27 protein-coding genes and 1 pseudogene are annotated in these 26,389 nt (G+C 39.1%); 22 read left to right on the forward strand and 6 right to left on the reverse strand.

The window, feature by feature from the left end:
- Position 1: 1 nt before the first annotated feature.
- Both ABX891_RS09535 and ABX891_RS09540 read right to left on the reverse strand, forming a co-directional pair.
- Positions 2-1,177: an isovaleryl-CoA dehydrogenase gene (locus ABX891_RS09535; protein ID WP_182703249.1), complete on the reverse strand. Its 1,176-nt coding sequence runs from the start codon at positions 1,175-1,177 to the stop codon at positions 2-4.
- Between the two features lie 56 nt (positions 1,178-1,233).
- Positions 1,234-1,668: a MerR family transcriptional regulator gene (locus tag ABX891_RS09540; protein WP_008135264.1), complete on the reverse strand. Its 435-nt coding sequence runs from the start codon at positions 1,666-1,668 to the stop codon at positions 1,234-1,236.
- A gap of 330 nt (positions 1,669-1,998) precedes the next feature.
- Here ABX891_RS09540 and ABX891_RS09545 point away from each other — a divergent pair, with 330 nt between their 5' ends.
- The 14 genes and pseudogenes from ABX891_RS09545 (at position 1,999) to ABX891_RS09605 (ending at position 14,575) form a co-directional block, all read left to right on the forward strand.
- The gene (locus ABX891_RS09545; RefSeq protein WP_008135263.1) at positions 1,999-3,180 is read left to right on the forward strand and encodes a thiolase family protein; all 1,182 of its coding nucleotides are present in this window, start codon (positions 1,999-2,001) and stop codon (positions 3,178-3,180) included.
- A 125-nt stretch (positions 3,181-3,305) separates the two neighbouring features.
- Entirely contained in the window at positions 3,306-4,796 is a 1,491-nt protein-coding gene (locus ABX891_RS09550; protein WP_165744339.1) for a CoA-acylating methylmalonate-semialdehyde dehydrogenase, read from the forward strand.
- A gap of 162 nt (positions 4,797-4,958) precedes the next feature.
- Entirely contained in the window at positions 4,959-6,116 is a 1,158-nt protein-coding gene (locus ABX891_RS09555; RefSeq protein WP_354629369.1) for an acyl-CoA dehydrogenase family protein, read from the forward strand.
- A gap of 10 nt (positions 6,117-6,126) precedes the next feature.
- A complete protein-coding gene (locus ABX891_RS09560; protein ID WP_165744340.1) occupies positions 6,127-6,918 on the forward strand; it encodes an enoyl-CoA hydratase in 792 nt (263 codons plus the stop codon).
- Entirely contained in the window at positions 6,918-8,069 is a 1,152-nt protein-coding gene (locus ABX891_RS09565; RefSeq protein WP_165744341.1) for an enoyl-CoA hydratase/isomerase family protein, read from the forward strand. Before ABX891_RS09560 ends, ABX891_RS09565 begins: the two co-directional genes overlap by 1 nt.
- 10 nt (positions 8,070-8,079) lie before the next feature.
- On the forward strand, positions 8,080-8,979 hold the full coding sequence (gene mmsB / locus ABX891_RS09570) for a 3-hydroxyisobutyrate dehydrogenase (protein ID WP_002961865.1): 900 nt from the start codon (positions 8,080-8,082) through the stop codon (positions 8,977-8,979).
- Positions 8,980-8,988: 9 nt separating this feature from the next.
- Complete coding sequence (locus ABX891_RS09575) at positions 8,989-9,759, forward strand: SDR family oxidoreductase (RefSeq protein WP_165744342.1); 771 nt, start codon at positions 8,989-8,991, stop codon at positions 9,757-9,759.
- 684 nt (positions 9,760-10,443) lie between these two features.
- Positions 10,444-11,211: a hypothetical protein gene (locus tag ABX891_RS09580; protein WP_024605402.1), complete on the forward strand. Its 768-nt coding sequence runs from the start codon at positions 10,444-10,446 to the stop codon at positions 11,209-11,211.
- A gap of 172 nt (positions 11,212-11,383) precedes the next feature.
- Positions 11,384-11,794: a hypothetical protein gene (locus ABX891_RS09585; protein ID WP_002961863.1), complete on the forward strand. Its 411-nt coding sequence runs from the start codon at positions 11,384-11,386 to the stop codon at positions 11,792-11,794.
- A gap of 148 nt (positions 11,795-11,942) precedes the next feature.
- Positions 11,943-12,692, forward strand: a complete 750-nt coding sequence (locus ABX891_RS09590) for a HEPN domain-containing protein (protein ID WP_002961861.1) — start codon at positions 11,943-11,945, stop codon at positions 12,690-12,692.
- Between the two features lie 121 nt (positions 12,693-12,813).
- Positions 12,814-13,035, forward strand: coding sequence for a hypothetical protein (locus tag ABX891_RS09595; protein WP_002961860.1), 222 nt, complete (start codon positions 12,814-12,816; stop codon positions 13,033-13,035).
- 145 nt (positions 13,036-13,180) lie between these two features.
- Positions 13,181-13,464, forward strand: a pseudogene (locus ABX891_RS20570) (transposase); the annotation flags it as partial.
- A 206-nt stretch (positions 13,465-13,670) separates the two neighbouring features.
- Positions 13,671-14,051, forward strand: coding sequence for a hypothetical protein (locus tag ABX891_RS09600; RefSeq protein ID WP_024593617.1), 381 nt, complete (start codon positions 13,671-13,673; stop codon positions 14,049-14,051).
- Between the two features lie 101 nt (positions 14,052-14,152).
- Entirely contained in the window at positions 14,153-14,575 is a 423-nt protein-coding gene (locus ABX891_RS09605) for a retropepsin-like aspartic protease (protein WP_024604412.1), read from the forward strand.
- A gap of 113 nt (positions 14,576-14,688) precedes the next feature.
- On the opposite strand, the gene ABX891_RS09610 is transcribed toward ABX891_RS09605, so the two are convergent.
- Together ABX891_RS09610 and ABX891_RS09615 are read right to left on the reverse strand one after the other, a co-directional pair.
- Positions 14,689-15,717, reverse strand: a complete 1,029-nt coding sequence (locus tag ABX891_RS09610; RefSeq protein ID WP_024604411.1) for a methionine synthase — start codon at positions 15,715-15,717, stop codon at positions 14,689-14,691.
- A gap of 78 nt (positions 15,718-15,795) precedes the next feature.
- Entirely contained in the window at positions 15,796-16,773 is a 978-nt protein-coding gene (locus ABX891_RS09615; RefSeq protein ID WP_024604410.1) for a DUF1852 domain-containing protein, read from the reverse strand.
- 628 nt (positions 16,774-17,401) lie between these two features.
- On the opposite strand from ABX891_RS09615, the gene ABX891_RS09620 reads away from it, so the two are divergent.
- The 7 genes from ABX891_RS09620 to ABX891_RS09650 all read left to right on the forward strand — a co-directional run bounded on the left by ABX891_RS09620 (position 17,402) and on the right by ABX891_RS09650 (position 24,065).
- Positions 17,402-18,151, forward strand: coding sequence for a spermidine synthase (locus ABX891_RS09620; protein WP_024604409.1), 750 nt, complete (start codon positions 17,402-17,404; stop codon positions 18,149-18,151).
- 136 nt (positions 18,152-18,287) lie between these two features.
- Entirely contained in the window at positions 18,288-19,301 is a 1,014-nt protein-coding gene (locus tag ABX891_RS09625) for a DUF5924 family protein (RefSeq protein ID WP_024604408.1), read from the forward strand.
- A 292-nt stretch (positions 19,302-19,593) separates the two neighbouring features.
- Positions 19,594-20,031 carry a hypothetical protein gene (locus ABX891_RS09630; protein ID WP_241764455.1) on the forward strand — a complete coding sequence of 146 codons (438 nt, stop codon included), beginning with the start codon at positions 19,594-19,596 and terminating at the stop codon, positions 20,029-20,031.
- 83 nt (positions 20,032-20,114) lie between these two features.
- Positions 20,115-20,396 carry a hypothetical protein gene (locus ABX891_RS09635; RefSeq protein ID WP_354629370.1) on the forward strand — a complete coding sequence of 94 codons (282 nt, stop codon included), beginning with the start codon at positions 20,115-20,117 and terminating at the stop codon, positions 20,394-20,396.
- A 275-nt stretch (positions 20,397-20,671) separates the two neighbouring features.
- The gene (locus tag ABX891_RS09640) at positions 20,672-21,331 is read left to right on the forward strand and encodes an NADPH-dependent FMN reductase (RefSeq protein WP_165743825.1); all 660 of its coding nucleotides are present in this window, start codon (positions 20,672-20,674) and stop codon (positions 21,329-21,331) included.
- 267 nt (positions 21,332-21,598) lie between these two features.
- On the forward strand, positions 21,599-22,048 hold the full coding sequence (locus ABX891_RS09645; RefSeq protein WP_002960909.1) for a hypothetical protein: 450 nt from the start codon (positions 21,599-21,601) through the stop codon (positions 22,046-22,048).
- Positions 22,049-22,247: 199 nt separating this feature from the next.
- Positions 22,248-24,065, forward strand: a complete 1,818-nt coding sequence (locus tag ABX891_RS09650; protein ID WP_354629371.1) for a protein kinase domain-containing protein — start codon at positions 22,248-22,250, stop codon at positions 24,063-24,065.
- A 105-nt stretch (positions 24,066-24,170) separates the two neighbouring features.
- Here the strand turns inward: ABX891_RS09650 and ABX891_RS09655 are convergent, their stop codons facing one another.
- Positions 24,171-24,701 (reverse strand): hypothetical protein, encoded by a 531-nt coding sequence (locus ABX891_RS09655; RefSeq protein ID WP_354629372.1) that lies wholly within the window; start codon positions 24,699-24,701, stop codon positions 24,171-24,173.
- A 13-nt stretch (positions 24,702-24,714) separates the two neighbouring features.
- Positions 24,715-25,719 (reverse strand): YHYH protein, encoded by a 1,005-nt coding sequence (locus tag ABX891_RS09660; protein ID WP_354629373.1) that lies wholly within the window; start codon positions 25,717-25,719, stop codon positions 24,715-24,717.
- A gap of 206 nt (positions 25,720-25,925) precedes the next feature.
- Here ABX891_RS09660 and ABX891_RS09665 point away from each other — a divergent pair, with 206 nt between their 5' ends.
- Entirely contained in the window at positions 25,926-26,357 is a 432-nt protein-coding gene (locus ABX891_RS09665) for a DUF3859 domain-containing protein (protein WP_007377140.1), read from the forward strand.
- Positions 26,358-26,389 lie beyond the last annotated feature (32 nt).

Below are 26,389 nucleotides of genomic sequence, written 5' to 3' on the forward strand. Positions count from 1 at the left end.
CTTAACGGCTTTCTGTGAAAAGTTCGCGGCCAATAAGCATGCGGCGTATTTCTGATGTACCTGCACCAATTTCATATAATTTAGCGTCACGAAGAAGACGACCCGTTGCGTATTCGTTTATATAGCCATTGCCACCTAAAATTTGAATTGCATCTAGCGCCATTTTAGTTGCAAGCTCTGCTGCATATAAAATTGCTCCGGCTGCATCTTTACGGGTCGTTTCACCACGGTCACACGCTTTAGCTACTGTATATACGTATGAGCGGGCAGCATTCATTTGTGTATACATGTCGGCTACTTTGCCTTGAATTAACTGAAATTGACCAATCGGGGTATCAAACTGTTTACGCTCATGAATGTACGGTACCACTATGTCCATACACGCTTGCATTATGCCAAGCGGGCCCGCTGCAAGTACTACGCGTTCGTAATCAAGGCCACTCATAAGAACTTTAACGCCTTCGTTTAAGTTACCTAAAATGTTTTCCTCGGGTACTTCGCAGTTTTCAAATACTAGCTCACAGGTATTTGAGCCGCGCATACCCAGTTTGTCGAGCTTTTGTGCTGTTGAAAAACCAGGAAAGTCACTTTCAACAATAAACGCGGTAATACCTTTAGCGCCGGCGTTTAAATCTGTTTTAGCGTAAATAACGAGTGTGTGTGCGTCTGGGCCATTGGTGATCCACATTTTATTACCATTTAAAATGTACTTATCACCTTTTTTTTCGGCTTTGAGTTTCATCGATACAACGTCAGAGCCCGCATTAGGCTCGCTCATTGCAAGGGCACCAATGTGCTCGCCACTAATAAGCTTAGGTAAGTATTTTTCTTTTTGAGCTTGTGTGCCGTTACGGTTAATTTGATTAACGCACAGGTTTGAATGTGCTCCATAGCTTAACCCTATAGAGGCACTGGCACGGCTAATTTCTTCCATAGCAATAACATGTTCTAAGTAACCTAAACCGGCGCCGCCAAGTTCTTCAGATACGGTCATACCTAGTACGCCCATTTCGCCCATTTGAGTCCAAAGTTGATTTGGAAAAGCGTTATCTAAGTCCGTTTTTTCAGCAAGCGGGGCAATCTCCTGACTCGCAAAACTGTTTACGTGGTCGCGGATCATATCGGCGGTTTCGCCAAGGCCAAAGTTCATTTCTTTATATAGTGAAATAGTGCTCATGATTCATTCCTGTGTGACGTGTATGTTGTCAGTGTGTTGTTATTTTAAAAATAAACTTACTCGTCTATTTTATTAAGCGTGTCTCTGCAGCGGCGCTCGGCCGTCACCAACTCCATAAGAACAACTTTAATGTCGTCCATTTGTTGAGATAGATCTGCTTTTTTTTCTGATATAAGGTCAAGCATAGTAACCAACTGCTTAGCGCTTGATTTATCTGCGTCGTACAGTTCAAACAAACGTCCGGTTTCGGCCAATGTAAAGCCAAGGCGCTTACCACGTAATATTAGTTTTAAACGCACTTTATCGCGTTTTGAATAAATACGGGTTTGACCATTACGCTCTGGAGTTATTAACCCTTGGTCTTCGTAAAAGCGAATAGAGCGGGTTGTAATGTCAAATTCTTTAGCGAGTTCGCTAATGCTAAATGTTTGTTCATTACTGGCCGGCATTTTGGCTGAGCTTGCAAAGTTTGTTTGATTATCTGGTTTCATAATTGTATTTACCTCATTCGAATAACCCCAATATAAGTGAAGTTTACGTAAAGGTAAAGCTTGGTTTGTTTTGAAACTATTTATAAAGGGATGTTTAAGCGAGGCGTTGATTTATGTTGTTAATATTCAATGGGTTATTTTTATTTCATCAGTGTAGTCTAACCGATGGAAAATAATCCTTACACTTATAAAACTAAAAATTAAGCTGTTTTTAGTTGACGTTGGCGTAAACGTTAGTATTGTGTGAGGGTATTAAATAATAAATGAATACTAAATTAATAGAGCAAATATACTAACAACTATTTGCATATAAATACAATGGAGTTAGTTATGACTTTAGAATCAGTGGTAATTGTAGCAGCAAAACGCACCCCAATGGGTGGTTTTATGGGAGCGTTAAGTGATGCGCAGTCTACCGAGCTTGGCGCAACCGCCATTGCAAGTGCACTTGCACAAACTGGTTTAGCTAATGATGCAATAGACGAAGTAATTATGGGCTGTGTATTACCAGCAGGCCTTGGACAAGCACCCGCACGCCAAGCAATGTTAAAAGCAGGCCTTGCACTTAGCACTGGCGCTACAACAATTAACAAAGTATGTGGCTCTGGTTTAAAAGCGGCCATGCTTGCAAACGATTTAATTAAAGCCGGCTCTATTCAATCTGCTATTGCCGGTGGCATGGAGAGCATGACAAACGCACCGTACTTCATACCAAAAGCGCGTGGCGGTATGCGCATGGGACATGGCGAAATAAAAGATCACATGATGAGCGATGGCCTTGAAGATGCTTACGACAACAAAGCTATGGGTTGTTTTGCACAAGACACCGCCGACGAATACGGCATTGGCCGCGAGCAAATGGATGCGTTTGCATTAGGCTCATTAAGTAAAGCAAAAGCAGCAATACAAAATGGTAGCTTTGATAACGAAGTTGCACCGCACACGATGCAAACACGCAAAGGCGATGTAACAGTATCGATTGATGAGCAACCAGGTAACGCCCGCCCAGAAAAAATTCCTACCTTACGTGCAGCTTTTAAAAAAGACGGCACTATTACAGCGGCTAATTCATCGTCAATTTCAGACGGTGGCGCAGCGCTTATATTAATGAGCGAATCAAAAGCAAAAGAGCAGGGCTTAACACCGCTTTGTAAAATTGTGGCGCACAGCACGCATTCTCAAAAACCAAGTGAATTTACAGTAGCGCCAGTAGGGGCTATGAACAGCGTGCTTGAAAAAGCAGGTTGGGCTGTAAACGATGTTGACCTTTGGGAAATTAACGAAGCATTTGCCATGGTAACCATGCTGGCTATTAATGAGTTAAAACTTGATGAAAGCAAAGTAAACGTTAACGGCGGTGCATGTGCACTTGGCCACCCAATTGGTGCAAGCGGCGCGCGTATTTTAGTAACGCTGATTCATGCCCTTAAAAACCGAGGTCTTAAAAAAGGCATTGCGTCTTTATGTATTGGTGGCGGTGAAGCGGTTGCTATGGCCGTAGAAGCGTATTAACTAGGTATTAAATAGTTATAAGAAAGCTGTACGAATAACTACAAAAGCGCTGCACTAATAATGCTAACAAAGCGGCGCTACCAATTTTAAAAGAGAACACACAACTCACACACTAGGATTTAATCATGCACCAAGTACCACTACTTATTAATGGCGAATTTATTCAATCAGCATCAAAAGAGCTTATCGATGTTATAAACCCAGCAACTCAAGAAGTACTTGCACAAGTGCCATGTACCACAAAATCAGAAATGGACGCGGCAATTGCCTCAGCTTCTGAGACGTTTAAAACATGGAAAGACGTACCCATTACAGAACGTGCTCGCATTATGATGAAGTACGCAGCGCTATTAAAAGAACATCATGATGAGCTTGCTACCATTATTTGCCACGAATTGGGTAAAACATTTGAAGATGCAAAAGGCGATGTTTGGCGCGGTATTGAAGTAGTAGAACAAGCAGCAAACGCACCATCATTAATGATGGGTGAAACAATGGAAAACGTAGCGCGTAAAATCGATACGTATTCTTACATGCAGCCACTTGGCGTATGTGCGGGCGTTACCCCGTTTAACTTCCCTGCAATGATCCCCCTTTGGATGTTCCCGCTGGCTATTGTGTGTGGTAACACCTTTATTTTAAAACCGTCTGAGCAAGATCCACTTACACCAATGCGCTTAGCAGAGCTATTTATTGAAGCCGGCGCACCAAAAGGCGTATTACAAGTTGTTCACGGTACAAAACCACAAGTAGACCGCTTACTAGAAGATAAAGCAGTGCGTGCTATTTCGTTTGTTGGCTCGTGTGGTGTAGGTGCTTATATTTATTCTAAAGGCACGCAAAACCTAAAACGCGTACAAGCGTGTGTTGGTGCTAAAAACCACATGGTTATTATGCCTGATGCAAGTAAATCGCACGTTGTAAATAACCTAGTAGGTGCATCAGTCGGTGCTGCTGGCCAGCGTTGTATGGGTATTTCGGTTGCTGTATTTGTAGGTCAAGCAAGTGAGTGGGTAGATGAAATTAAAGCAGGCTTTGAAAATGTACGCCCAGGCGTGTGGGATGATGCAAACGCGGCATACGGTCCACAAACATCAAAAGCAGCAAAGGCACGTATTTTATCACTCATTGCTGGTGGTAAAGAGCAAGGCGCTACCTGTTTAATTGATGGCTCTGACTTTACGGTTGAAGGGTATGAGCAAGGTAACTGGGTTGGCCCAACGTTATTTACCGATGTAACCAAAGAGATGGATTTATACAAAGAAGAAATATTCGGTCCAGTACTCGCGTGTATGTTTGTAAACACGCTTGATGAAGCAATCGCCCTTATTAACGATAGCCCTTACGGTAACGGCACCTCGTTATTTACCTCAAGCGGCGCAGTGGCTCGTAAATTCCAACACGAAATTGAAGTAGGCCAAGTAGGTATTAATGTGCCAATTCCGGTGCCACTTCCGTTCTTTTCGTTCACTGGTTGGAAAGGCTCGTTTTACGGCGATACTCACACGTACGGTAAACAAGGTATTCGCTTTTACACAGAAACTAAAACGATTACCTCACGTTGGTTTGAAGACGACATTGCGTCGGGTCCAAACATGAGCATTAACTTAAAATAATCGTAATTAAAAAATGAGTAAATAAAAGAATAATTAATAAAAAAGATGGGCGCGAAGGCTACTTCACACACAACACACACATAAGCCTTCGCCGCTCGTCACAAACTATCCCTGTGACGGGAAACACTAACAACACAACTAACACAATTAAAGAGGTCTACCATGGACTTTAACTTATCTGAAGATCAACAAGCCTTTGCACAAACTGCACGTCAATTTGCCGAGTCAGAACTTGCGCCCCATGCCGCAAAATGGGATCGCGAACATATCTTTCCTAAAGACACGATTAAAGCTGCGGGCGAGCTTGGTTTTTGTGGTTTATACACGCCAGAGGAAGCAGGCGGCCTTGGTTTATCTCGTTTAGATTCGAGCATTATTTTTGAACAACTTGCTATGGGTTGTACCGCAACAACGGCCATGTTGACCATTCATAATATGGCCACCTGGATGGTAGCAAGTTTTGGTACCGATGCCGTAAAAGACAAATACGTAGAGCAATTAGTCATGGGCGAGTTACTTGCCTCTTACTGTTTAACAGAGCCAGGCTCGGGCTCAGATGCCGCATCACTTAAAACAAAAGCCGTGCTTGAGGGTGATGAGTACGTTATTAACGGCTCAAAAATGTTTATATCGGGCGCTGGCGAAACTGAAGTGCTAGTTGTAATGGCACGTACAGGCGGCGAAGGCGCTGCGGGTATTTCGGCATTTGCAGTGCCTGCCGACGCAAAAGGCGTTGAATACGGTAAAGCAGAAGAAAAAATGGGTTGGAACGCACAACCTACACGCCTAATTAGCTTTGAAGATGTACGCATTCCTGCGCATAACTTATTAGGCGCAGAGGGCGAAGGCTTTAAATTTGCGATGCAAGGCCTTGATGGCGGCAGGATTAACATTGCCACATGTTCAATTGGTACAGCGCAAGCGGCGCTTAATACAGCCCGTGAATATTTAAAAGAACGTACCCAATTTGGTAAGCCATTGGCTGCGTTTCAAGCATTGCAATTTAAAATTGCCGATATGAACACCGAACTTGTAGCTGCGCGCCAAATGGTAAGGCTTGCTGCATTTAAACTTGATAATAACGACGTTGAAAAAACAACTTACTGCGCCATGGCTAAACGTTTTGCTACCGATGTTGGCTTTACTGTGTGTAACGACGCACTGCAAATTCATGGTGGTTACGGTTACATAAAAGAATACCCGCTTGAGCGCCATGTACGTGATGTACGCGTTCATCAAATTTTAGAAGGCACTAACGAAATTATGCGTGTGATTATAGCGCGCCGTATTTTGGCTGAGTCAGCAAGCGACGTTTTATAAGGAGCAATGTATGTCAGAATCTAAATCTAATCCGAGTATTGAACTTACAACCGAAGGTCATGTTGCTATTTTAACTATGTCTAATCCGCCAGCTAATACCTGGACAAAAGACACCCTAGTTGATTTAAAAAATACCGTTAACGCGCTTAATAATAACAAAAATATTTACGCCTTAGTACTGACTGGTGAAGGCGAGAAGTTTTTTAGCGCTGGTGCCGACCTAAACGTATTTGCTGGTGGCGATAAAGGCGTAGCCGCTGATATGTCGCGTGTATTTGGTGAAGCATTTGAAGCGCTTACTAATTTTAGAGGTGTGTCGGTTGCAGCCATTAATGGCTATGCAATGGGCGGCGGGCTAGAAGTTGCGCTTGCGTGCGATATACGTATTGCGGAAGAGCAAGCACAAATGGCATTGCCTGAAGCTAAAGTTGGCTTATTACCCTGTGCGGGTGGCACACAAAATTTAGCATGGCTTGTAGGCGAAGGCTGGGCAAAACGGATGATTTTATGCGGCGAGCGCTTAAAAGCTGATAAAGCCTTGCAAATCGGCTTAGTGGAAGAAGTAGTACCAAAAGGTGAAAGCTTTGCGGCAGCACTAAAACTTGCCAACCAAGTGGCCGATCAAAGCCCCACCTCAGTTGCAGCATGTAAAACATTGATTCAAAAAGGGCGCCATCAATCAATGGCAAGTGTATTGCCTCTTGAGCGTGAGTTATTTGTTGGTTTATTTGATACCGAAGATCAACAAGAGGGCGTAAATGCCTTTTTAGAAAAACGCCGCGCTAACTGGGTAAATGGCTAATGAGTGTTTTAACATTATTAAATAGCGCCGATGAGCCCGTGGTATTTGAAACCGCAACCGCAGAAAATGGCAGTTTAATTGGGCTTATTACACTCAACGCGCCAAAAGCCTTAAATGCACTTAATTTTGAGATGATCAAATTACTTGAACCGCAATTGCGAGCTTGGCAAGACGATGATGCTATTGCAATGGTGTTGTTAAAAGGCGCAGGCGATAAAGCATTTTGTGCAGGCGGCGATGTTGTAAGCCTTCATCATGCAATGGCGCAAGGTAAACCAACAAGCTTAGTTGAAGAGTTTTTTACGCTAGAGTACAAGCTTGATTACCTTATTCATACCTTTGATAAACCTATCCTCGTTTGGGGTAACGGCATAGTAATGGGCGGCGGTTTAGGGTTAATGGCCGGTGCTAGCCACCGCGTCGTAACCGAAACATCACGCATTGCCATGCCAGAGCAAACCATAGGTTTATACCCTGATGTAGGCGGCAGTTACTTTTTACATAAAATGCCACAAAGTGTGGGGCTATTTTTAGGGTTAACGTCGGCATCAATTAACTGCGACGACGCGCGTTTTGTATCGCTTGCCGATCACTTTATCGACAGCACTAAATATGATTCCATGCTTGCGCAAATTTTAGCAGCTAAATGGGGCAAAACCGCAAGCTTAAATCATGAGCGTTTAACTAAGTTATTAACCGATTTAGACAACCAATCTGCGCGTATGCCAAAAGGCAATATAAAAGCTAATTTAAAAACAATTCAAAAGCTGGGTGAATTTACAACCTTGCAGGAGCAAGTTGATTATATTTTAGGGTTAGCTACTGACGATAAATGGCTACAACGCGCTCAAAAATCACTTAAACACGGCTGCCCACTAAGCTGCGCACTCGTTAGTGAGCAATTAAAAACAAGTAAAGGCAAAAGCTTATTAACGTGTTTTAAAATGGAGCTGGGTATGTCGGTTCGTGCTGGCGAAGTAGGTGAGTTTCAAGAAGGTGTAAGGGCGTTATTAATAGATAAAGACGGCGCGCCTAATTGGCAGTACAAAACACTTAGTGATGTCCCACAAACAATAATAGACAGCTTTTTTGCTAATCGCTTTGGCAAAAACCACCCACTCGATGGCTTAGACACGCCAATACACAAATAAAGGAAAGACGATGACTAAACTCAATATCGGTTTTATCGGCTTAGGCAATATGGGCGGCCCAATGGCGGCTAACTTAATTAAAGCTGGACATACTGTGAGTGTGTTCGATTTAAACCAGTCGGTCGTAAATGAACTTGCAAGCAAAGGCGCAAAAGCAGCAGTTGATGCAAAGCAGTGCGCAACCAATGCTGACGTACTTATTAGTATGTTACCTGCAGGCAAGCATGTTAAATCGCTGTATTTAGGAAATAACGACGACAGCGGTTTAATTAACGTGCTGAGCAAAAATACATTAGTAATTGATTGCTCAACAATAGATGCAGAATCAGCACGCACTGTAGGCAGTGCACTTGGCAAACAAGGCATAAGCTTTGTAGATGCACCAGTATCGGGCGGTGTTGCAGGCGCAACCGCAGGCACACTTACTTTTATTGTAGGCGGCGAAAAAGCAGCGTTTGATAAAGCAAATACAGTGCTGAGTGATATGGGTAAAAACATATTCCATGCAGGCGATATTGGCGCAGGGCAAGTAGCAAAAATATGTAATAACATGCTACTTAGCATTTTAATGGCAGGCACCAGCGAAGCACTGCAAATGGGTATTAATAACGGCCTCGATCCTAAAGTACTTAGCGACATAATGACCGCAAGTTCGGGCCGTAACTGGACGCTTGAACTTTACAACCCTTGCCCAGGTGTAATGGATACAGCCCCAGCAAGTAACGATTACAAACCTGGCTTTATGGTCGATTTAATGGCTAAAGATTTAGGCCTTGCCATGGAAGCCGCGCAGCAAAGTAATTCATCAACCCCTATGGGTTCAATGGCTAAAAATTTATACACTATGCTACAGCACCAAGGTGCGGGTAGTGATGACTTTAGTGCCATTTTTAAACTGTTTTCAAAGTAGGAGCAACGCGTGGAAATTAAAAATAACACGGTAGTAATAACCGGTGGCGCACAAGGTTTAGGCTTTGCAATGGCGCAAAAGTTTGCACTTATGGGTGCTAACATTGCTTTAATAGATATGGCGCAAGATTTAGTAAACACAGCATGCGAGCAATTAACTCAGCTTGAAGGTGTAACCAGCAATATTAAAGGTTATGCCGCAAACGTAACAAATGAGAGCGAAGTAGAAAGCGTATTTAATACCATTAACAGCGATTTTGGCCACATTGGTGTGCTTATAAACAACGCCGGTATTTTACGCGACGGCATGTTTATAAAGGCTAAAGATGGCAAGGTCGTTAAAAAAATGTCTCTTGAGCAATTTCAATCAGTTATTGATGTAAACCTGACCGGTGTGTTTTTAGCAGGGCGGGAAGCTGCAAGCCACATGATTGAATCAGGCAAAGGCGGCGTTATAGTCAATATGTCGAGCGTAGCGCGTGCAGGTAACATAGGCCAAACAAACTACGCGGCATCAAAAGCAGGCGTAGTGGCACTTACCACCACATGGGCTAAAGAACTTGGTCGATTTGGTATACGCGTAGGCGCTATTGCGCCAGGTGTTATAAGCACCGCCATGACCGACGCCATGAAGCCCGAAGCCAAACAACGTATGCTCGCAGTAACGCCAGTAGGGCGTTTAGGCGAAAGCGACGAAATTGCCCATACTGCACAATACATAATCGAAAACGACTTTTTTACCGGCCGTGTGGTTGAAATAGACGGCGGTATTCGTTTGTAAAGTAAATTTGAGGTTGAATTTAAAAAAGCATGGCTTTTGGGGCGTGCTTTTTTGTTTTAAATCGGGGAGTTTATAATCTTGAAAAGGACTGATAACGGCGTTGGCATTTTATTGTGAAATTAGTTGCTCATTTGCTCTTAATAAAACCTAATGAGAGTGGCTTTTTAATCACTTCTTTAAATAAAAAGCTCAACGCATTTAAGGCTTGTGTTTGAGGTTATGAGCAACATTTTGTTGGTTGACTAAACGAGTTTAAAAAAGCTAAAAAAAGTTCGACCTCATTATTTCCCATCGTTGTTGGGTGCCTCATAGAATTAAATCAAATAAACGAAGCTATCCAGTATAAGTACGCTTTAATAGTACTTTTAGCATAACGCTTTAGATACATTTGTTCGGCTATCATAGTTAAAAAGGTGATTTCATGATATGAATCTCTAGTAAAAGTTAACTGTATATACAGACAGTGCTTGTTATTTTATCCAATATTACTGATCTCCACCATTTCGGTGCATTTGTGCATTGATTAAAAATATTTTCCAGTTAACTAATTGTTTACAGGTGTTTATTTGATGGTTAAGATAAATGCACTGTAATATATGGACATTTGTCGGTTTATAAAACGACAAATGTCGTAGACAAAATTGTTATGTGTGTATCAACTTTGAGCACCTGAGGTCTATATAAATGACAAAAGATGAAGTAGTCGTTTCAGATGCACTAGTTACTCATTACTTAAATAATGGTCATAAATCTGTAACTTATAGTGAACCACCACAAGATCCACCTGATGTTATTTTAAATATCGATCAGGTTAGTTATTCGGTAGAAATTACTAAAGTTGACGAAAACTCTATAAACAGGAGAACAAACTTAGCACATAGTTATCATGGTTTTATTAAAGAAGTGATTGCTAAAAAGCAAAGCGTATTGCCGAAAAATATTAGTTACTTTATTAGCGTTCGTCACTCAGGTATAAAAGTTGGAAAAATAAGAAAAAAATTCATTCGTTTCTTTGAACAAAGGGTTTTAGCTCAAGGGTTTTCAAATGATGAATATATATTTTTTGAAGACAGTGTGAAAATAACATTTAAAAAATTCAACACTTCAAAAAATGGTCAACATTTCCCTATGTCTTTTTCAAATTCTCCCATAAGAAAAAGCAATGACATTAATAGTTTTTTAAACAATATGATACAACCGTTAGACGTTATATTTGAAAGTATTGTTAGAAAAAGCATTTGTGTGAAAAAACAAAAATGTAGTGAAGTTAAGCCACCAGTTTGGCTTGCATTACATGATTTTTATGCAAACAAATTTAGTGACGACGATAATGAGCAAATATTAATGTATCAAGAGGCTATTGATAACATAATTGAAAAGAATTACTTTGATCGTGTATTAGTTGTGCTGGAAAGCGGTGTTGTTGCAAGTTTGTTCGATAAACACACATAACAAGACCTTCAAACGGACAAAAAACAGTTTGCTGTTTTCACTCCGTTCAACATTTTAGCAAACAATTTTTTGCCGCTTAAGGTGGCGTTATATGCCTAAAATAGTCATTAGTATAATATCTAACATGGTACATCTTTTGCTTTAATATCTATTAATGCACGAGGAGTTTAATATGAATATTTCAAATGTAGGGCAAAACTATTCCATTACGACAGCATCTAGCGGCAATAAAATGCCGACTGAATCTATTGCTGTAGAAAAAAATATAAACCAAAATAATTCACAACCTACAAAGATTGATATGAGAAACATATCAATTGATGAAATTAATACATTAATTAAATCAGGGGAAAGTGCTTTACTTGATGTGGTGCCATTTATACCATTAAATGTTCTTGAACAATATAATAATGATCCCGAAAAAATAGGTAAAATCAAAGTAGACTTAATTGGGCAAGTTGAAAAATCTATAGATTTTAAAAAAAGCATTGGTGAGAATACTGACTTTTTATCAGGTGTTTTAAATAAATTTAAAGATCTTGACGGTAAACAGCTAAATGGAAAGGTTGATATCTTAGCATAATACGGCATCTAACAAGCAAATAAACTAGGACAAAAAACAGTTGGCTTTTTGCTCCTTCGTCGCCATTTTAGCCAACAATTTTTTGCCTGTTATTTGGGCGTTATATGCCAGTGTTGCTTCATCGTACATTGCAAAATAAGAGGTAGTTATGGGTATAGGTTCTAATTGGGCAGTAGAAATTGCAGAAGAAGAATATAATGAGGCAAAAAGTGAATGGATCCAAAAAGAGCTCAATGATCCTGATGCAGATGAATACACTGATGGATGGTTTGAATTGTCTGAAAGGTATGACGAAGAAGCAAATAACTACTCTGATTATCTTGAAGCCGAATATGAATGGCACAGTAGCCAAGATCATTCAAATTTTTTCATAGAATTCAATCAAACAATTGAAGAAATTAGAAGAATATTAAATTCTACAATTGATCCAACTGTCATGGAAACTATCTATAAAATGATACATATTCATGCAGTAACAGCTATGGAAACTTATTTGGGGGATTCCCTTAAATCTGCTGCTATAGGTAATAAAAAATATATTGCTAATGCAGCAAAAAATCTTGAAGAACTTTCTAAAAAGAATTTTAAACTAAGCGACATACTTTCATATGAAGGTGATGTTGAAAAAATTGTCTTAGAGCAACTAGGTAAATATTTATATCACGATGTATCAAGGGTGATGAAAATATACAAAGCAACCTTAGGCCTTAGTTATACCTATGACTTAAAATATTTAATTGAAATAACAACAATCAGACATGATTTAGTACATCGAAACGGTAAAGATAATAATGGCGTTCGTGTTAAATTAACCCCTGTTGATTTAAAAAATGCGATCGATGAAGTAGATAAATTCATAAATTATTTGGAAATTAGCCTTCAAAACCACCAAGCTTAAAAGGCATATAACAAGCTAATAAATAAGGACAAAAAACAGTTGGCTGTTTTCGTTCCTCAACATTTTAGCCAACAATTTGTTGCCCATTATTAGGGCGTTATAACCAAAGGAGCTGTAGTGGATGGAATCAAAAGTAAAGTTAACTGGTGGCACGTTATTCGTAATAGCGTTAATTGTTCTCTTTTTGGGGAATGCACGTTCCATAGAAATTGTAGAAAAACTAGATGAGATACAGTCTGATGTTTCTAGTTTAAAAAGTGAAGTTGCATCTTACAAGCAGCAAGTTGAAATATTGAAAAATGAAAACCTTAACTTAAAAGAACAGCTTAGAAGTGGTAATTAGTTATAACAAGCTGTTAAACAAGGACAATGCTCCTGACCCGTTTTAGTGGACACCTCCTCATCACTTTGAGGAAAATAATGATTAGGATGACACCTATCCTAATCATTAGGAAAAAAGCCAACAAAAACAGTATGAAGAGTGCACTATTATAAATAATGAATCACGCAAAAAGCTGAGCTATGTAGACAAAATGAAAGTAAAAATAGACAGCACAATCGGGCTACGATATCTGTTTATTAAAGAATGGCAAACGACTCGGCTGTATTAAACCGGCTTTCCTTTAAATAAAAAGCGGAATATTACAGTGAACAAAGGCATGAATAAACTGACCTTACGGGGGCAAGCGAAAGTCAATGCCTTTACTTTATTGTGTGGCAACTGTATTGCCTTGCTCATAATATAGAAAAGCTGCAAAACACGATGAATTAAGAAGGGTAAGCCCTCTTACTCTAAATAAAAGCCACTCAACCACCCTTAATCCCTTCCAAAACGCCAATTAAAACAATATCAAACACTTCTATATTCTGTGTAAAAAGACAGTAATCAATTGAACCAAAATAGGAACTCAGCTATGGTTTGCTTATCAATAAAAACAAATAGAAACGAGTTAATCTACAGGCTCGTTAGGTAATTAAATGAATACTGCCATCGATGAAGTCACAAATAATTACCAAGACTGGAGCTTAGACAAATTATCGTATGTTGATGGGTTACTAACACTGAACCTTAAAACTTATATAAAAGGCGATGATCCCGTAAGGTTTATGGTTGTGTTTACGAATACCGTTTTATTTGAAACTTATGATGAAAGTAGCCATTTTCATGACTATCATCAAAACCGTGATTCGGGCGTAATCGGCGTGTATTCTGATTCAAGCTTATTGGAGTATGCTCAAACTAAAACGAATACTTTCAGTTTAAACAACAATAAGCTGTTTCATTATTCAGTAATGACTACAAATGAAATCATCCATGTTTTAACAAATATTGAGCCTCAGGTGATAAACGTTACCTAACAAAACGCGCTGAGGTGGGCGACTAGTAAAATTTGGCTATTAATTGTGGGAAGCTGAAAATAGTAAGTAAGATTTTAAAAACTTTATAACAAGGAACGTATATGAATTTATCTGAAGGCAAAACTGTAATTGAGTTTGAAATATCAGAAACAGGCCACCAAATTGTTGAAGCTAAAATTAACGGTAAATTGTTACGTTTTATTTTAGATACTGGCGCTGGAACATCTGTTTTAGACAGGGGATGCCTAAGTGAGTTAGGCATTGAAGAGACACTAAATGTTGAGAATGCAGCAGGCTTAGGCACTTCGGATCACGCTATGGGAGATATAGAAGTTCATTCAATTGAGTTTGGAAATGCCTTGTTTGAAAGTCCTGACTTTGTGTCACTTAATCTTGACCATGTTCAGGTAGCGGGTGGTGAAAAGGGAGTACATGGCTTGTTAGGCTCTCCCTTTTTTACCAAATACCAAGCAGTTATCGATTTTTCAAAAAATAGATTAGAGCTTTTTAATAAAAAAAAATAAAATAACTAACCTAAACTTTGTTCTTTAGTCGGTTTTAGCTAACGCACCATGTTTATGGATTTTACTATGGCATGGTGCGACAGTTGTTATTGTTTACAATTTGTATTTTAAAGCTACTTTTCTAGTTCTTTTCTTATAATTTCAGCCCCTGCGCTCAAGGCATTTAGTTTACCTCTGGCTATATGGTGAGGCAGTGGAGCCATGCCGCAGTTTGTACACGGGTAGAGTTTGTCGGCATCTACGAATTGCAGTGCTTTACGTAGCGTATTAGCTACTTCTTCTGGCGTTTCGATAGTATGATTTGCTACATCAATTGCGCCTACCATTACTTTTTTACCGCGAATGAGTTCTAGTAAATCCATTGGTACATGCGAGTTATGGCACTCTAGTGAGATAATATCGATATTAGATTGCTGAAGCTTAGGGAATGCTTCTTCGTACTGTCGCCATTCAGATCCTAGTGTTTTTTTCCAATCTGTATTTGCTTTAATGCCGTAGCCATAGCAAATATGCACTGCGGTTTCGCATTTAAGCCCTTCAATTGCGCGCTCTAAACAGGCGATTCCCCAGTCGTTCACTTCATCAAAAAATACGTTAAACGCGGGCTCATCAAATTGGATGATATCAACGCCTGCGGCTTCTAATTCTTTTGCTTCTTGATTGAGAATTATGGCAAATTCCCACGCTAGTTTTTCGCGGCTTTTATAATGATCGTCGTAAAGCGTGTCAATCATTGTCATTGGGCCTGGCAATGCCCATTTTATTGATTGCTTGGTTTGCTTGCGTAAAAATTTAGCGTCTTCAACAAACACAGGCTTTTGACGGCTAACAGGGCCAACAACAGTGGGTACGCTTGCGTCGTATCGGTCACGAATTTTTACTGTTTTACGTTTTTCAAAGTCAACGCCATTTAGATGCTCTATAAATGTAGTTACAAAATGCTGCCTTGTTTGCTCACCATCGCTAACAATATCAATGCCTGCTTGTTGTTGGTCGAATAATGACAAGCGTAGGGCGTCGTGTTTTCCTTGGGTTAATTCATCACCTTGTAATTTCCAAGGTGACCAAAGTGTTTCTGGCTCTGCAAGCCATAAAGGCTTAGGTAAACTGCCAGCGGTAGATGTAGGTAGTAATTTTTTCATAATAAATAATGCCGTATATTTTAGTTAATTATTAAACGTATCGTTAAGCGCGTTATTACTGCTTGTTACTATTAGTTGTTATGACAGATAGCTAGTAGAGAATTGCTCAAGAACTCTTTGGTACGGCTTGATAAAATGCTCTTGCGCAAACTTGCCTTGCTCGTTTGCTAACTTGCCGCGCTCTTCTCGGTCATACACAATTTGCGTTAGTGAGTGGTCCAAGTTTTTTAAGTTTGGTTTATATGATTTACCCGCTGTTGCGTTGGCATTATAAATCTCTGGTCTGTAGATTTTTTGAAACGTCTCCATCGTACTAATGGTGCTTATAAGCTCAAGATTGCTGTAATCATTAAGTAAATCACCAAAGAAAAACAATGCTAAAGGCGCTGCACTATTTGGCGGCATAAAGTAACGTACCTGCAAGCCCATTTTTTTGAAGTATTGCTCAGTTAAAGACGATTCATTTGGTTCGTATTCAACGCCAAGTACCGGGTGTTGGTTTTCAGTGCGGTTGTAGGTTTTGTTATCTGACACACTTAGGCATATAACCGGTGGTTTTTTAAAGTTTTGTTTGTATGTATCCGAATTTACGAATGACTGAAATAGTTTGCCATGTAAAACCCCAAAGTCATCTGGAATGCTAAATTGAGACTTACCTTTATTATGCTCTTGTAGAAGTACGCTAAAATCGTAGTCGCGCACATACGATGAAAAGTTGTTTCCTACAATGCCTTCAATGCGCTTATTAGTTTTATGGTCAACAATATTTGTTTTTAATATTTCGATAGAGGGGAAGCTTTCGCCGCCATCTTCAATACCTATTTCAACAGAGATAATTTCAAGCTCAACAGCATAACGCTCACCTTTGGTGTTATCCCAATGGGCTAGGGCATTAAAACGGTTGTTAATCATGTTTAAGGCGTTACGCAAGTTTGCTTTGCGGTATTCACCTCTGGCTAAATTAGCAAAGTTGGTTGTGATACGCGTATTAGTTGATGGATGATAATTTTCGTCGAGTGAAACGCTCTTTATATTAAATGTAAAATCTTTTTTCATCGTGTTTATATCCAATTTTATAATTTAAACCTGATTGATGCTTTGCGCTTTACTAGCCTTACAACACAACTTACTAAGCTGGCTTAGCTGGTTTAGGTATTCAGCAGCTTTAAGTTGTTAGCAATAGTGTTTAGCGCTAAGGGATGAGTAATTTATACGTTGATTGGGATATGAAGAAAAACGGTTTAATTTCACATAAAACATGAGTCATATTCATTAATCATTATTGTTAGATTCGATTACGTAGTAATTGGCGAAAAAAAGGCACAAATCGATAAAAATAAGGTATGGATGTTTAGCCGTTTAGACTTCTTTGGTGCTGGCGTGTACTTTATTCATGTTGAACATGAGGAATATTCAAAGGGGTTTTTTATTGCTATAACAGTACATTAGCCAAATTTTTAGTAGGTTAAGTCGTTGCTTGTACTAAGAGTCATCACTGGAAACGTTTTAATTAGCTATAAAAGCATATACTTCAGCTCATCTAGCCTAAATGATAAACCGACTTTTTTGAGTACGTATATAAATGCTTGTAAATTAATAAAAGCGTTATTAGTCATATTAGTAGCAATGGTAGTACGTTAACTAAGTTATACTCGTTTTTTATCACTTCACCTATTGAGTACTCGTGGATATCAAAGGCACTTGTATTGCATCAACTATTGATGAGCATGGCCCTGTTTATGTATATCAAACAAAAAAGAATCTAATTCTCAGCTTTGACGGAAAAATTTATCAAAGCTGTATTAAGTTAAATAATATTAACGGGTTAAGCTTAGCTTATACGCAAGCTATGATGGCTGCGCTTTTTTTTATACCAAATTTAAAAACCGCGATGATAATGGGACTTGGGGCGGGCTCTATAGCAAAAAGTCTTTATCATGCGTTTCCTGCACTAACTATACATACCGTTGAATACCGTAAAGCCGTTGCTGAAATGGCTATAAAATATTTTGAACTGCCTGTGTCAGAACGTTTGTTTATTCACATTGATGATGCGGCAAACTACATGAAAAAAACGCAGATAAAAACGGATGTTATTTTTTCTGATTTATATAGCTCAGAAGAGATGGAATCAGATCAGGTGCAATCATCCTACTTACGTGATTGTAAAAATGCGCTCACTTTTGATGGTGTTTTAGTACTTAATATTTGCCATACCAAAGTTGGGCAAAGAGAAGCGTTCGATCAACTACTTGATAAAGAATTTGCAGGACAGATTTTTAGTTTTATTATTGAAGGCGGCAATAAAATTGTTTTTGCTTTTAACAATAAAATGCCAGTACTTAGTGAGGATGAATTACTTGCTAAGGCTCACACGTTACAAAAATTAATAAACGTACCAATGACGCGCTATGCCGAGCTTTTATTTAATTAAAAATGGTTAGTTTGATGTACTGTTAAATGGCGCGTTTGAATCCATCCGTCTATCTGTTGTTCATTTAAACTTGGTTAAACTAATCATACTCTGAATAAAAATAATAAAGTACGTACCCGTACGGAAACACTCATACATGGATTACTGTAAAAATATAATCGCTAAATTTATAAGCGCGATGCAAAAGCGGCCTGGATTATTGGCTGTATTGGCGTTTTTGTCGGGCGTTGCCAGCTTTGCACTTGTAGATAGAAAAGAGTCTTTTTCGCAAGTTATTGCGATATTTTTACTTTTTAGTTGGTTGTGGCTAATTATTGATAATTGGCTACGAGACAAAGTAGAAGAAAAATTTGGTGTGGCTGTATCTCCTAATGTAATGCGTTTTGCTCTACAAATGGTGCAACAAGAAAGTCTATTTTTTGCTTTGCCATTTTTTTTAGCGGTTACGCAGTGGGACCATCCTCAAGCATTTTTTACCTCCCTCATTGTGGTATGTGCGGTTATATCGGTAATCGACCCCTTTTATTATAAGAAGCTTGCTAAAAACCGTACGTTATTTAGTGTGTTTCATAACTTTGCTTTATTCGTTGTTTTACTTGTTACCTTACCTATTTTGTTAAACCTTACCACGAGCCAAAGTTTAGCTGCAGCCCTTGTAACGGCTGTAGTGGTTACTCTTCCGAGTTTAAACAATTTAATGCCTAATGCACGCTGGTGGCGTTTTCCTATTCTTGTATTTATTTTATGTGCTTTGAGCACTGCTGTGTGGCAATTAAGAAGTTATGTGCCTCCTGCTGCGCTGCGATTAACCGGTATTACGTTAGCTCATGAAGTTGATTTACAGCATAAAAAGCCAGTTGGGAGTATTAAACAGTTAGACTCTTATACACTGCATCATCAAGGTTTATATAGTTGGACCGCTGTTAAAGCACCAAGAGGCTTAAATGAAAAAATATTTCATGTGTGGCTTCATAATAAAAAGGAAGTTGATCGGATCACGTTAAATATAAATGGCGGAAGAGAGCTAGGTTACAGAGCATGGACCCACAAGGTAAATTTTCCTAGCGACTCTGTTGGTAAGTGGCAGGTAAAAGTAGTCACCGAATCAGGTCAGTTAATAGGTTTAACGAAATTTACTGTTACACCTTAATTAACTAATCCGGCTGTATTTTAAACACATAGCTAGTATAGTTTTTCTATTCCAAACTAATGGACATAGTTAATGAGCATTGCATTTGAGATTTTTATTTGGCTAATAGTTGATACTGGCTTGAGCTTTTTATTTTACTCGACCGGTTGGCTACTATTAAAAGTGGTTACGTTTGGGTTGTATAAAAGCGAGTTTAAAGACTTTGCATCTATGTTTGTCCCGTTACCGCACTTTTTTACACTTTCTACTTATAGCTTTCCTGTTTTTGCAATAGGGAACACCTCACTAATAAATGACTCACTATTTAAAATATGTATTTGTTATTTCGACTCTAGCGGGAGTAAATGCAGCTTACGCACAAGCAAAATCACAAGAGCACTACCAAGAGCTTGAAGTGGGCGTAGGCGGAAATATTAAGCATACTAATAATAACGTAAATTATAAAAATAAAGAGTTTGATTTACATATTCACCCATTATGGGAGAGCCGATATGTTACCGAAGGTCGAGATAACTTTGCCGGTAATGGTATTGCATCAATTGCTACTGAGGTTAACTATAAAAACTTTGCGGTGATCCCTTGGGCGGCCAAAGGTATTAGTAGTGATTATTCAGAGCTTAATTTAAATGCTATTTATACCGCTCACTTATCTGAGCGGATAGAGATGTATGTAGGCTATAATATATTAAAGCTCGCGAAGATGGCATTGATGCTCACGATAATGAGCTGAGCCTCGACGTTGCGTATTTTTATGCGGACGATATTCAGTTATTAAGTAGTGTTTATCATTCATTTGATGCCAGCGGTACATTTTTGGAGCTGGCAGTAAAAAAAGATTTTTATATTAACGATTTACTATCAGTAGATATTCAATCAGGCGTGGGGTTTAATGCGGGGTATGTTAGTGATGGGCACAACGGAGTAAACAACGTTAAGTTTACTGCAAACTTGTCGTATCGGCTTTTTAATCAGTTAGCCCTATACACATATACAAGCTATAGCATTGCAGTTAATAAAGATGAAAAACGCTTTGTAGGTGACGAGGCACTTCGAAATATATTTTGGGGTGGTGTAGGGCTAAGTTATCAATACTAGGGCGTACTTTTTCAAGGTTGAGTTTGAAGCAGTGTGTTTTACTTTTAGGCAGTTCAGAGCCTACTGGGTAAAACTCTTGCTGCATGATTAAATCGATCTTAGGATCAAATAGTAACACACGATAAAATATGTTTAACGGCGCGGTTGTTGCTAAATTTCAGTTTTAAATTTAATTATTATTATGCTTTGAATCAATAAACAATGCGTATGTGTAATACACAATAACTAAAAAATGTTAGTGTTTAGCTATCGTTTAAAAAAGTTGAGAATTACATATGAAGTTTTTAGTATTTTTAGGCACAGTACGCGATAGCACTCCACCAAAACCAGCTCGCTTAGGCTTAAGGGTTTCTAGGGCTTGTATAGAATGCTTAACAGAGCATTTTGGCGATCATGAGTTTGAGCTAATTGATGCGTTGGATTTTCCTAGCGAAAACGTATTTAAACCACACTTTGCATACGCTAAAAGTAATGCACCTACAGAGCTCACTCTATTAGCTGATAAAATTAAAGCCGCAGATGGATATATAATGATTAGCCCTGAGTACAATCACAGCATGAGTCCAGCTCTCGCTGACTTACTTAATCATTTTGGTAGCTCACTATTTTCGTATAAACCAAGTGCAATAGTTACTTACTCAGCAGGACAGTGGGGTGGTGTAAGAGCGGCCATTAGTATGCGCACGTTTTTATCTGAACTTGGCTGTTTGCCGGTATCGGCTATGATCCACGTGCCAAAAGCGCAAGATGTGTTTAGTGAGGATGGCAAACTTGTTGCAGGAGAGAGTCAATCATCGTGGTTTAATTATTTCTCACGCACGTTTGGCCAACTAGTATGGTGGGCGCAGGCTGCTAAAGAGCATACCGAGGTGGTTGACCCACAAAGTTTGCTAAAAAGCTTTAAAACAGATCCCTCTCAGCGCAATGCGCCTTAATATCCGCTAACTAATTACTTGGATTGATTATAGAAACACAGCTGCATATAGTGGTATCATTAACGCTACATATTTTTAATAATGCATAATACCAATTCGCAATAATAGTTAATCAATTTAAGAGATTAAATCGCTAACTGCATTAAAATTTTTTGATATAGAACAACCCAATAACGAAATTTTTGCTGTGTTCTCAACACGATTTTCTTGTCTCAAAATAGATCACTGAATTATTCGAACTGATGTAAGAAACAAGGAAATTGTGTCTTGAAATATCTAGCCTTACTGAGTGTGCTTACGCTTAGTGCATGTAGTTCTGTTCCCCATAAAATTGAAATAAGCCAAAGTACGGCTGCAAATATGAACCTTATTGCTTTAACTGAGCAAAGTGCACCTAAGGGTGTTGCTGGCACTTACCAGTTTCATATTAAAGCGGCGGGGGCTCAGGGTAGTTGGTTGTATTTAAATACAGAAACTGATTATCGCGACAGGCGTTCTATTACGATATCAATACAGCCTAATGTGGTAGCAGAGCTTCAAAGTAAATACGGACAACCAGCAGACACCTTTTTTATTGATAAAACAATAGAAGTAACAGGCGAAGCTAAACGAGTAACTATCGATTTTATGAGCCGTGGTAGAGCCACTAATAAATATTATTATCAAACGCACATAGCTGTGTCATCAATTAAGCAGCTTCGTGTTATTAAAAGTTAGCAAAAAGTAATGCACTGTATTTATATACAGTGCATTGTGAAAAGCTTACTTTGAGCTTTAACATTTACACTTAAATTTACTACTATGGCGCTATTTAAGCGTTGTTTTATTCCACGATTTCAAAACTCTTATTTAACCTATTGTAATTTCATTACATAAAACTAATAATTGTTTAGTTTTATAAATTTGAGTACCTGTATTGAAAGCCAAAGAAATCCGCAATTTTTATATCAACGAAGAGCAATCTGTTTATTTGCTTTCGCACCGCGATGCTAAAAAACACCGACAGTGGCTTAATATTTGTATTAAGCAGCTAACACTGCTGGGCTACAAAAACGTTGAAATGATTGGTTCAGGTGCTTTTGGTTTTGTGTTTGCAGGTGATGACGATAACGGCTTACCTTGGGTATTTAAGTTTTCGCGTATTACACTTGCCCAAAGTGTACGTGACCGCCTAGAAGACGAAGCGTATATGCTTTCGCAAATTAATAACCCCTTAGTGCCTACCTTTTATGCATTTGAGCGAATTAAAAAACAAGGGATTTTAATGATGGCTCGCGCCATTGGAGAGGACCTTGAAAAAGTATCGCTTAAAACAGGGCGCTTTAGTGCCGCGCAAATAATGGCGTTAGCTGTTAGGTTACGTAATGTATTAATTGACTTACGTAGTCACAAAAACGGCGTTAACCCACAACCTATAGTGCATGGCGATATAAAACCTTCAAACCTTGTTTGGGATGCAAACACTAATGCGCTTTCGTTAGTGGATTGGGGCAGCTCTGTGTATGCACAGCTCGATAGTGATGGTAACCCTGTTGCCAGTAACTTTATGGATTTAATGTCGGGCGATTTAAGCACAACGAATGCCCGTATGGGCGATGTGTACTTTATTGGTGAAGCGCAAATGTCGGGAGAGCAATCATCCCCACGATTTGACGAACAAGGTGTAGCCGCTACGTTGTATGCGCTAGCGTCGGCGCAGTCGTGCCGCTTTGGTGCGCAAGCCATCCCTGCAAGCAGCTTAGGGCTCCCAAAAGAGCTGGCTAAGGTGATTGATGGCATGCTGTCAAAAAGTAAGGCCATACGTGATGGTGCTGGTGATTACTTTATGCGTAACATTACAACTATGGCCAAAATGTATTTACCTGAGCTTGATAAAAAACAAAGAAAAGCAGATATCCCTTTTTGGTATGGCAATGACGAGCAGCCCGACACGGTGGTATATAGTTCACGAAAACAGTTTTTACGCCAAGCCGATCATAACCAGCAATTACTAGATATAAACGACGCGCAACTTGACCGCTATTATAAAGAGTTTTTGTTTGATACAGGCGATACCGAAAAAGCATTTTTAGCATCAATAAGCCGATTAGCTAAGTACCCTGTAGTAGGTGGGCTTAGTTTTCATTGGAAGGATGAGTCGATGTTTGTTGAATCATCTTTAATTATGCATGACGAATCATTGGGTGATGCTTTTAGTGATGCGATTAATAACACGGTAATGCTTGCCCAAGCGATTAATCAAAAAGGGTTATTTAAGTGTTGTTTGTTTGATGCCCGTAAAACTATTCAGTTAGAGCGAGATGGCACCGGTGCATTTAAGTTTGATAGCCTACCAGAGCTTGAATACGAAGTTGTAAGCATGAAAGCAAACGACATAACCCGCCCGCATTCATACTTTGAAGACGGTAAAGACCCTGATGAGCAACTACAGCTACCTAAAAAAGTTATTAAATGCGTATTTGAGCTTAACCAAATTCATCATACGGGGTGTATTATTTTTGAAGCACTGCCGGACAGAATGAAGATTCACCATTACTACCGCTTACTCGATTCGAGCAAAGAGGTTGAGTTTAAACGTTTGCTAAATAAACTAATGCAATACGCGGTAAATATTACGGACGTGGGTGTTGCGGGCTTTATGAAGTTGCCATATAAAAACACCCGTGAGTTTAGTTTATGTGAGCAGCAACAAGAGCATTATTTTCCTAAAAATCCCAAGCTTGTATCTTTATAGAAAGAACCCTTCACTAAAGAGTGTTAAATAAGAAGACAAAGATAAAAAGAGCACAAATTGGTTTAACTTGTACTCTTTGCCACTTAATTATTTAGGTAAGTATTACTAATTATTAAACACCTTACTAAAGGGCGACGTTGGTGATAGCTCAAATTGATGAGTTAGCTTTTGCGTTTTATTAGTCGCTGTAATTTGATAGTGCTGCTTGTGCTCATTGTTACTAAATAGCTTAACGTTAAAGTTAACTTTGGTTAGTTTACTAGGCAAAGAGTAGCGCCCAGTAATGGTTACTTGGTCTATATTGTCGCTTTTATGTTCATGCGACGCTTCTGGGTTTAGCAAAAGTCCATCAATAGTAAATTTATACTGATGATCCGCTAAATAAACGTTCTTTTTAACTCGCTTAGTTATTAGCTTTTTATGAGCGTTAAACTCAACTATTGACACTTTGCCATCCTTGTTTTCATCAACCCCCTTAAAAGCCGACATAGGGATTGAAAGCACAATAAACACGTTATTATCAACAAAATTCAGCGTACCGTGCTCTGCAACCATTAAATGCGCGTTTGCTAATGTTGATGTGCTCAATAAGCCCAATGTTGACACACTTAACAGATAATTTTTCATATAAGGCATAACTTACTCCTAATTAAACTTCGCCTTTAACGCAGCGTTGAAAAAACGGATAAGTGTCTGTTGCGTAGTAGTGGTATATCCCATCAGGAAACTCAGGTGTTACGCCAATGCGGCCATTACATTCATCTAAATCACCAGAGCCTGCTACGTATTCCCAATCTTGTGCAAATGTACCTAATGGGTATATATCGGTAGAAGGGCGGTTTGCGCTTACAGATGTTATGTGTTGGTAGCTACCGGTCATTACGGTTAGCGCTGAAGTTGCATCATTTGAGTCTGAATAGCCGTAACGTGCATAAATAGGAAAGCCGTCTGCTGCCCATCCTATTAGAGTCATAGTTGAGCTATTACCACCTCGCAGTGCTACAAAGCCTTCAGGCATACCATGATAATGATATGTGCCATCGGGTTGTACGTGTGCATTGTTGTCGTCTGTTCCAAAACTAAACGTGTCTTGGCTTAAAGCTTCTATATTCCAATTACCGCTGTTGTCGCCTAAATCACAATCGATGCCTGAATCATCGCAACTTCCGCCTGTGCCGGCGTCTATTTTAATGCCGTTAAGTACAACGCCTATCATTCCACGAGGCCCCCCAAGCATGGTTGCTTGTGTTGTTTCTACAGGCTCAAGTGTGTAGCTTTCATTTATTGATTGTTCAGAAATAGTATTTGGGTTATCGGCATTAGGGAATGTACCTACTTCGTGATCAGGTATGCCATTAGCGACTAAGTCGCGTGTAGTTCCTGTGCATGACCAATCTGCAGCGCTGGTGGCTTGTACTGATTCTGACTCGTTATATTCACTGTAGCTATATTCACAAAGCATGCCTTGGGTTGAGCTACTCGTACCTGTACCGTTATCTGAGGTGGTTGGTGATGAATCTGTAGTTGTTGAGGTATCAACTATGCCTTCTCCACCTCCACAAGCAACTAACGATGAAACAACTAGAGCCAAGGTGCTTAGCTTTATAGCATTTACCCGATTTGAGTTTTTAATATTAACTGCGTGTAGTTTCATTGCTGCATACCTGATCAATTAAGTTACTCAAACAATAATCAACAATTGTGCAAATAGTGTGTAAACAATGATGACAAATTAGCAATGATGTAAATAGGCGAAGTATTAAAGCTAAGTTGAGATTTAACTTTATTGGATTGTGTTTTATTTTAAAATTTCAAAAAGTTAAACTAATGCAAAAATAGCTAATATAAAAGGTTACCTTAATGGCTAAAACAAAACCTGAAGTGACGTTACAAAGTCACGGTATTTACTCTAAGTGGGACAGCGAAAGTAAAGCATTGCCACAAATAGAGCAATTTACAACAAATGTAATAGCTGAGGTAGATGTTGAGTTTGGCTTAATCGTAAATATTAAAAAGGGTAAAGGCGAAAAGCTTCACTATTGTATATACCATCCAGATATTCCAGACAGTGAAGGTGATGTAATGGACCCCTTTGAAGGCGATGTATACGTTAAAAACAGTGATTGGAACTTTTATTTAGGCGACACGCTTTGGTTGCCAATAGAGAATAAATTGGGTGATTGGCGTATGACTATTGAGCTAAATGGGAAAATTATTGCTGATAAAACTTTTAAGGTGGCATTAGAGGCAGAGCGTACTGAAACAGATTTTTGGAAAAACCGAGGGTATTGATTTCTATTTGTTAGCTATATGGTGTGGATGTA

Origin of the sequence: Pseudoalteromonas sp. NCIMB 1079 (genome assembly GCF_040567695.1) — a bacterium.
GTDB lineage: Bacteria > Pseudomonadota > Gammaproteobacteria > Enterobacterales > Alteromonadaceae > Pseudoalteromonas > Pseudoalteromonas distincta.